Raw genomic sequence first — 6,678 nt, 5'->3', positions numbered from 1 at the left:
CTTCGTCGCGCCTCGACCAACGGGGGGGGACGTTGGACTGTCGGCTCACGAGGCCTCGATCGCTCCTTCGTCGCGCCTCGACCAACGGGGGGGGGGCGAGCGGGCTCAGCGGGCGAGCGGGACCTCGAGGATGCTGGGGCCGACGGGCGCCCCGGTGAGCGCACGCTCCAGGTCGGTGCGCGTGGCGGCCAGGGTGTACTCCCAGCCGTAAGCCGCCGCGAGAGCCGCCAGGTCGACGTGGCGCGGCGTATACAGAACCCGGTCAAGGGCCGCTGAGGGCGCGGTTGCAGCCACCTCGAGGCCGTCGAAGATGGTGCCGCCGCCGTCCGTGCCCACGATAACCTGCAGCCTCGGCGGGGTCTCCCCAGGCGCAAGCAACAGCGAGCCCACGTCGTGCAACAGCGTGAGGTCACCGAGCAACAGGCGGGTGACGCCCGCCGACCGTGGTTCGGGGCCCGCCTGACTCGCCAGAGCGATGCCCATCGCGGTCGATACCGTGCCGTCGATGCCAGCGAGGCCCCGGTTGGCGTGCACCGAGATCTTCTTGCCGGGCACCCGTCGATCCGCCTCGCGAATCAGCCGGGACGCTCCCAGCACGAGCCGGTCGTGCGGCCAGGAGGCCCGCCAGACGGCGTCCACGAGGAGGGGCCTGGTGAGCGGTGCCCGCAGCGCTGCCAGCTCGGTGCGGGAGATGCCCCTCTTGTCGAGCGGGTATGAGTCACGCTCGGACTCCGCCTGCAGGAGCTGGCGGCTGGTCATCACCCAGCGCCCCAGCCATTCGCGGGCCCGGGGGGTCGCACGGGCGGCGACGGAGGCGGCATCCGCTTCCGCCGCGCGCGCCAGAGCATTCGCGGCATGCGCGGGGTTGTACCACTCGGTTCCGGTGGGGGCCACGACGATGGTCTGCACGCCCAAGCGGCCGATGAGGGCGGGTACCTCGCGGCTGAGTGTGGGGTGCCCGAACACGATGACGCGTTCGATGCGACCGCCGAGGTCCTCGGCGTGCAGCAGCTCGCGGTAGGTGACGACCAGGTTGGGCCCGAAGCGCGATCCACTCGACACCTCGGCCAGCAGCGGCCAGCCGCCGTTACGGGCGAGTTGCTCGGCCGCGGGCCCGGCGCCGTGGCCAGCGACGACCACGGTTCGCAGCCCCGGCGCGATCTGCACGAGCGCGTGCACGTCGGGCGGAGCGGGTTCCCGGGCAGCTTCGGCAGCAGCGTCGTCGAGCCCCTCAGTTTCGTCCGGGCCCCAGGAGGCACGGTCCTCCGCGTTGTCGCGAGCATCCTGCCCGGATCCGGCGACGAGGCTCACCCAGCCGCCTTCCACGGGGCTCGATTCACCGTGCACCGGTGTCGCGGCAGCTGCCGCGCCCGCCGGTCTTACCAACGATGGCGCGTCCACGCGCCCAGCAGCGAACGTACCGGCGGATTCAGACACGTCAGTCCGGTCGGGCGAACTCGGCGCGTCAGAGGACTCAGGGACGTCAGACGAGTCAGACGACTCAGACGAGTCAGAGACGTCAGACGAGTCAGAGACGTCAGACGAGTCAGAGACGTCAGACGAGTCAGGCCGGGCAGGCCGGGCAGGCAGGGCAGACCGGGCAGGCAGGGCAGACGCCTCAGAAAAATCAGGCGAGCCAGCGAGGTCCGGCAGCGTCACGGCAGCGGAGAGCGGCTCCCGGAATGCGAGGTTGAGCTGCACCGGGCCAGGGGTCAGCGTGTGGGCGCCGAGGGCCGCATCCGTTGCCCGGCGCGCGAGAGCTACGGCCACTGCGGGCTCGTCCGGCTCGCCGGTCGGCGCGGGCACATCGAGGGAGAGGTGCGCCGCGACCCCGAACATGCCCGGCTGAACGGTGGTCTGGTTCGAGCGGATGCCCCGCAGCTCACTCGGCCGGTCGGCCGTCAGCAGGATGATCGGCACGCCCGAATGGTGTGCCTCGAGCACGGCCGGGTGGAGATTGGCGACGGCCGTTCCCGACGTGGTGATCACGAGGGCCGGCAGCCCGGTTTCCACCGCGAGACCGAGGGCCAGAAAACCCGCGCCCCGTTCATCGGTGCGCACGTGCAGGCTGATACGACCCAGTCGTTCGAGCTCTGCACACGCCAGGGCCAGCGCCTGCGAGCGCGCACCGGGACTTAGAACGACCTGCCGCACGCCGAGGCGCACGAATTCGTTCAGGAGGGCGAAGCTGAAATCGGTGGCTGGGCTTCCGCTACGAAGCGGTGTTGGCATCCGTTTCAGGAATCCCGGCGGCCGGGCTGGTCGCCTTCGCCCGGATCGGTGGTCTTCGGCACGTCCTGGTCTTTCTTGGCGTCGGGCTTGTCGAGGTCAGCAAGCTCCTCTTCGAGGCGGCGAAGACGATCGCGGGTGTCCTTGTCGTTGTTGAGGGAGCGCAGAAATTCGGGGTCGTCATCGGGTGCCACGGTGCGGAAGGAGCGGCCCACGGGCGATGCTCCGCGACCGCGCCCGACAAAGAGCCAGAGCAGCGGCCCGATCAGAGGAACGAGCACGATGACGAAGATCCAAACCCAACGCGGCAGCCCACGCACGCGCTTGCGCTCGAACAGGGCGCAATCCACGACTGTGTAGACCGTCAGGATGAGGAGGGCCAGTCCGATGAAGATCAGCAGCTTGGGCATGACCTAATTGTAAGCCGCTCCCCGCGATGGCGCGATGCAGGAAGGTCCCGACCGACCCCGTTCAGCCACCTCACGGCAATGCGGCGTCGGTTGACGTCGAATCTTCAGACGGTGAGGTCACTGAAATTTGCGCGGACCGCAGCGTGCGCACAGTTGCGCATCCTATGCTGGGCAGATGAAATCTGTCCCCTCCTGGGTGTCTTACTCGGTCTATCGCGTGCTGCTCTTCGCCGTTCCCCTCGCGATCTTGCTGGTGCTCGGCATCAAGGAATGGATCGCTGCCGTGATCGCCGCGCTCGTGGGCATGAGCCTGTCATTCATCTTCCTGCGCAAGCCCCGAGAGAAGGTTGCACGCGACCTGTACGCCGCGCGCCACCGCGAGGAGCCGCCCGTTCACGAAGACGCCGCTCTCGAAGACGCTGCCCTGGATCGCGAGGAACAGAAGACTGCGCCCGGCACTTCAGCCCCTGTTGCTTCAGCCCCCGATACTTCAGCCCCTGACGAGCCGCACACGGCCGCTCGTCAGGACAGCAAACAGCCCTGACCCACCTCGTTCAGAGCGTGTTCGGGCGGGCCCGGCCTAGAGCGCGAAGGCCAGACCGAGCAGCACGCCGTAGGCGAGAGCCGAAATGCCCGTGAGCTTGAGGGCGAGGATGAGCTCGCCCGCCGAGCGACCCGTCACGGCAATGATGCACGCCGGCAGGGCTACGAGCAGCACGAAGAAGGTGAAGTACGCCAGCGGGTAGAACAGCGAAAAGAAGCCGACGATCACAAACGGCAACAACAGGAACACGCAGAATGCCACACGCCCCCACTTCGGGCCGATCAGCACGGCGAGCGTGCGCTTGCCTGCCGCCTTGTCCGGCTCAATGTCGCGCAGGTTGTTCACCATGAGAACGGCGCAGGCGATCAGCCCGATCCCGATGGCGCTCAGCCAGCTTTCCACATTGATGCGTCCCACCTGCACGTACGTTGTGCCCATCGTGGCCACAAGCCCGAAGAACACGAATACGAACAGCTCCCCCAGGCCCAAATACCCGTAAGGCTTCTTGCCGCCGGTGTACAGCCACGCTGCGGCAATCGCGACGACCCCCACAATCAGGAGCCACCAGTACTGCGTGAGGAACACGAGTACGAGGCCGGCGAGCGCGGCGAGGCCGAAGAATGCCAGAGCCACGGTGAGTACCGTGCGAGGTTTGGCGGCGCCTGCCGCGGTCAGGCGGGCCGGGCCCACCCGAAAGTCATCAGTGCCGCGGATGCCGTCCGAATAGTCATTCGCGTAGTTCACGCCGATCTGCAGGCACAAGGCCACGAGCAGGGCGAGGAGGGCGCGAACGGGGTGGTACACGCCCGGGTTGCTCGCCACGATGGCGGCCCCGGTGCCGAGGGCCACGGGGGCGATGGCGAGAGGAAGCGTGCGCAGCCGTGCCCCGGATATCCAGTCGCCGGCCGACGCCGGCTTAACGGTGTTGTGGCCGCGGAGCGCCGGGTTGTTGCGCTTGGCCGGGTTGCCCGACTTCCCGTGAGTCTTGGGCGCGGGTGCCTTGGTCGAGCCTGTCGAGGCCCCTGTCGAACCACCAGCAGAGCCTTTAGGCAAGCCGGTTGTCGCTTGGGTCGAGCCTGTCGAGACCCCTGTCACACCACCAGCAGAGCCTTTAGGCAAGCCGGTTGTCGAGCCTGTCACACCACCAGCAGAGCCTTTAGGCAAGCCGGTTGTCGACCCTGTCGAGACACCGGCAGGGTTCATTCGTTCTTGTCTGGGCCGCACGGGCCGCGCTCCATTTGCCACGCCACAATTCTACCCGGGGGCGCGAACTCGGGGCCGACGGCACACGGATGATCAGAGCAGTGCACTCACGGCCCGGCGGTCGGGCTTCCCGGACGAAAGTACGGGAATGGCGGGCACGTCCACGAGTCGCGCGGGTCGGGCCGCACGACCGAGAACGGAGACGACGGCATCCACGATGCCGGCAAAGACCGCCGAACTGGGGGTCTGGTCACCGCCACCGGGCGCCGAGGCGCGCACGACGATGGGAACCTGGCCCCATTCGGGGTCGTCGGCGGCCACGACAACCGCCCCGGCCAGGCCAGGCAGGGTTCGCACGATCGCCTCGACGGCGTCGAGCGACACCTTGACTCCACCGGAGATGATCACGTTGTCCGCACGACCGAGCACCCGTACGATGCCGGACTCGGCGTCAACCGTGCCGAGATCTCCCGTGCGATACCAGCGCACGCCATGCACCTCGACGAACCGCTCCGCGGTGCGTGCGGCGTCTCCGAGATACCCCTCGGCAAGAACGGCCCCGGTGATCTCGAGCTGACCGTCCACCACCCGCACCCGCGTATTGCCGATCGGCACGCCGTTGTAGACGCATCCTCCAGCGGTTTCCGACGAGCCGTACGTGCGCACCACACGCAGGTCCATGGCTTCGGCCCGGTGGAGTAAATCCCCAGGCATCGCCTGGCCGCCCACGAGAATGGCCGTGAAGCGTCTCAGCACCGCGCACATCCGCCGGTCGTCGGCCGCTGCGTCCAGGAGCCGGGCCAGCTGCACCGGCACGAGAGAGGTGTACCGAAGCGGTTCGGTCATGGTCTCCGCGATGTCTCGGAAGTGCAGCGGGTCAAAGTGACCCGCCGGTAACACGACCGGCGTCGTGACGGCCGCGAGCGACCGAACGAGCACCTGCGCGCCGGCGATGTAGTGCGTGGGCAACGCCAGCAACCATTGGCCGGGTCCGCCGAGCGCATCGCTCGACGCGGCGGCAGCGGCCAAGAGCGCGTCGGTGCTGAGCATCACCCGCTTGGGCGCATCGGTGGATCCCGACGTTTCGATCACCAGGGCGACCGAGCGCGGAACCGTGAGATCGACGAGGCGAGCACTGGATGCCGCCATCGGCATGAGTGCCGCACCGCTCGACGTCAGGGCCTCCCGCAGCACCGGAATGAGGTCGAGCGGTCCGAGCGCGTCGGGGCCAATCACCGGGACCACATGCAGCGGCCGCGTCATCTGACGTGCACCGTTCAGTACTGCCAGGGGAACGGCGACCAGTCGGGCTCCCGTTTCTGGAGGAAGGAGTCGCGTCCCTCGACGGCCTCGTCTGTGCCGTAGGCGAGGCGGGTGGCCTCTCCGGCGAAGACCTGCTGTCCCACAAGACCGTCGTCGACGGCGTTGAATGCGAATTTCAGCATACGAATGGCCGTCGGTGACTTGGTGAGAATCTCCCGACCCCAATCCAATGCGGTGGCCTCCAGTTCGGCATGCGGAACGACGGCGTTGATCGCACCCATCTCGAGGGCGCGCTGCGCGGAATACTCACGCGCCAGAAAGAAGACCTCGCGGGCGGCCTTCTGCCCGACCTGCCGGGCAAAGTACGCGCTGCCGTAACCGGCATCGAAGGAGCCGACATCGGCATCCGTTTGCTTGAATTTGCCGTGCTCCGCGCTCGCGATACTGAGGTCGCACACCACGTGCAGGGAGTGTCCGCCGCCGGCCGCCCATCCGGGGATGACGGCGATGACGACCTTGGGCATGAAGCGGATGAGTCGCTGCACCTCGAGGATGTGTAGTCGTCCGCCGCGAGCCTTGTCGATCCCCGATGAGGTCTCGCCGTCGGCGTACTTGTATCCGTCGCGACCGCGAATGCGCTGATCGCCCCCGGAACAGAATGCCCAGCCGCCGTCCTTGGCACTCGGGCCGTTGCCGGTGAGCAGCACCACGCCGATGCGCGGGTTCGTGCGAGCGTCCTCGAGTGCGTTGTAGAGCTCGTCAACCGTGTGTGGTCGGAAGGCATTGCGCACCTCCGGCCGGTTGAACGCGATGCGGGCGATGCGTCCGCTCAGATCATGGTGGTAGGTCACGTCAGTGAGGGATTCGAAGCCGGAAACATCGTTCCACTGGGTGGCATCGAATATTTCGGATACCTGCTTTTTGGTGGGTCCAGTGTTCATGGAGCCAGCCTACTTGGCCGCTCCATTCGCTACCCCGAAACACAGATTACCGGCTGAAATTACGCTGTGAAAAGAGTCAAGTCAACCC

General features: G+C 67.4%; 6 protein-coding genes. 1 reads left to right on the top strand and 5 read right to left on the bottom strand.

Translation table 11 applies throughout. The features are described 5' to 3' along the window. Positions 1-105: 105 nt before the first annotated feature. On the bottom strand, positions 106-2,232 hold the full coding sequence (locus JF66_RS24520) for a thiamine pyrophosphate-binding protein (RefSeq protein ID WP_051973690.1): 2,127 nt from the start codon (positions 2,230-2,232) through the stop codon (positions 106-108). A 5-nt stretch (positions 2,233-2,237) separates the two neighbouring features. Further along, positions 2,238-2,639, bottom strand: a complete 402-nt coding sequence (locus JF66_RS17055) for a PLDc N-terminal domain-containing protein (RefSeq protein ID WP_035879883.1) — start codon at positions 2,637-2,639, stop codon at positions 2,238-2,240. Positions 2,640-2,814: 175 nt separating this feature from the next. On the opposite strand from JF66_RS17055, the gene JF66_RS17050 reads away from it, so the two are divergent. After that, positions 2,815-3,183 (top strand): DUF4229 domain-containing protein, encoded by a 369-nt coding sequence (locus tag JF66_RS17050; RefSeq protein ID WP_081882472.1) that lies wholly within the window; start codon positions 2,815-2,817, stop codon positions 3,181-3,183. A gap of 36 nt (positions 3,184-3,219) precedes the next feature. Here JF66_RS17050 and JF66_RS17045 read toward each other — a convergent pair whose 3' ends face one another. The 3 genes from JF66_RS17045 to JF66_RS17035 all read right to left on the bottom strand — a co-directional run bounded on the left by JF66_RS17045 (position 3,220) and on the right by JF66_RS17035 (position 6,590). Then, on the bottom strand, positions 3,220-4,236 hold the full coding sequence (locus tag JF66_RS17045) for a 1,4-dihydroxy-2-naphthoate polyprenyltransferase (RefSeq protein ID WP_156109878.1): 1,017 nt from the start codon (positions 4,234-4,236) through the stop codon (positions 3,220-3,222). Positions 4,237-4,479: 243 nt separating this feature from the next. Continuing rightward, the gene (locus tag JF66_RS17040; RefSeq protein WP_035879882.1) at positions 4,480-5,649 is read right to left on the bottom strand and encodes an AMP-binding protein; all 1,170 of its coding nucleotides are present in this window, start codon (positions 5,647-5,649) and stop codon (positions 4,480-4,482) included. 14 nt (positions 5,650-5,663) lie between these two features. Continuing rightward, positions 5,664-6,590, bottom strand: a complete 927-nt coding sequence (locus JF66_RS17035; protein ID WP_035879881.1) for a 1,4-dihydroxy-2-naphthoyl-CoA synthase — start codon at positions 6,588-6,590, stop codon at positions 5,664-5,666. Positions 6,591-6,678 lie beyond the last annotated feature (88 nt).

The organism is Cryobacterium sp. MLB-32 (genome assembly GCF_000738085.1).
In the GTDB taxonomy this organism is placed as follows: domain Bacteria; phylum Actinomycetota; class Actinomycetes; order Actinomycetales; family Microbacteriaceae; genus Cryobacterium.
Note: the sequence above shows the minus strand (reverse complement) of the source record. Positions and strands in the feature narration are given on the sequence as shown.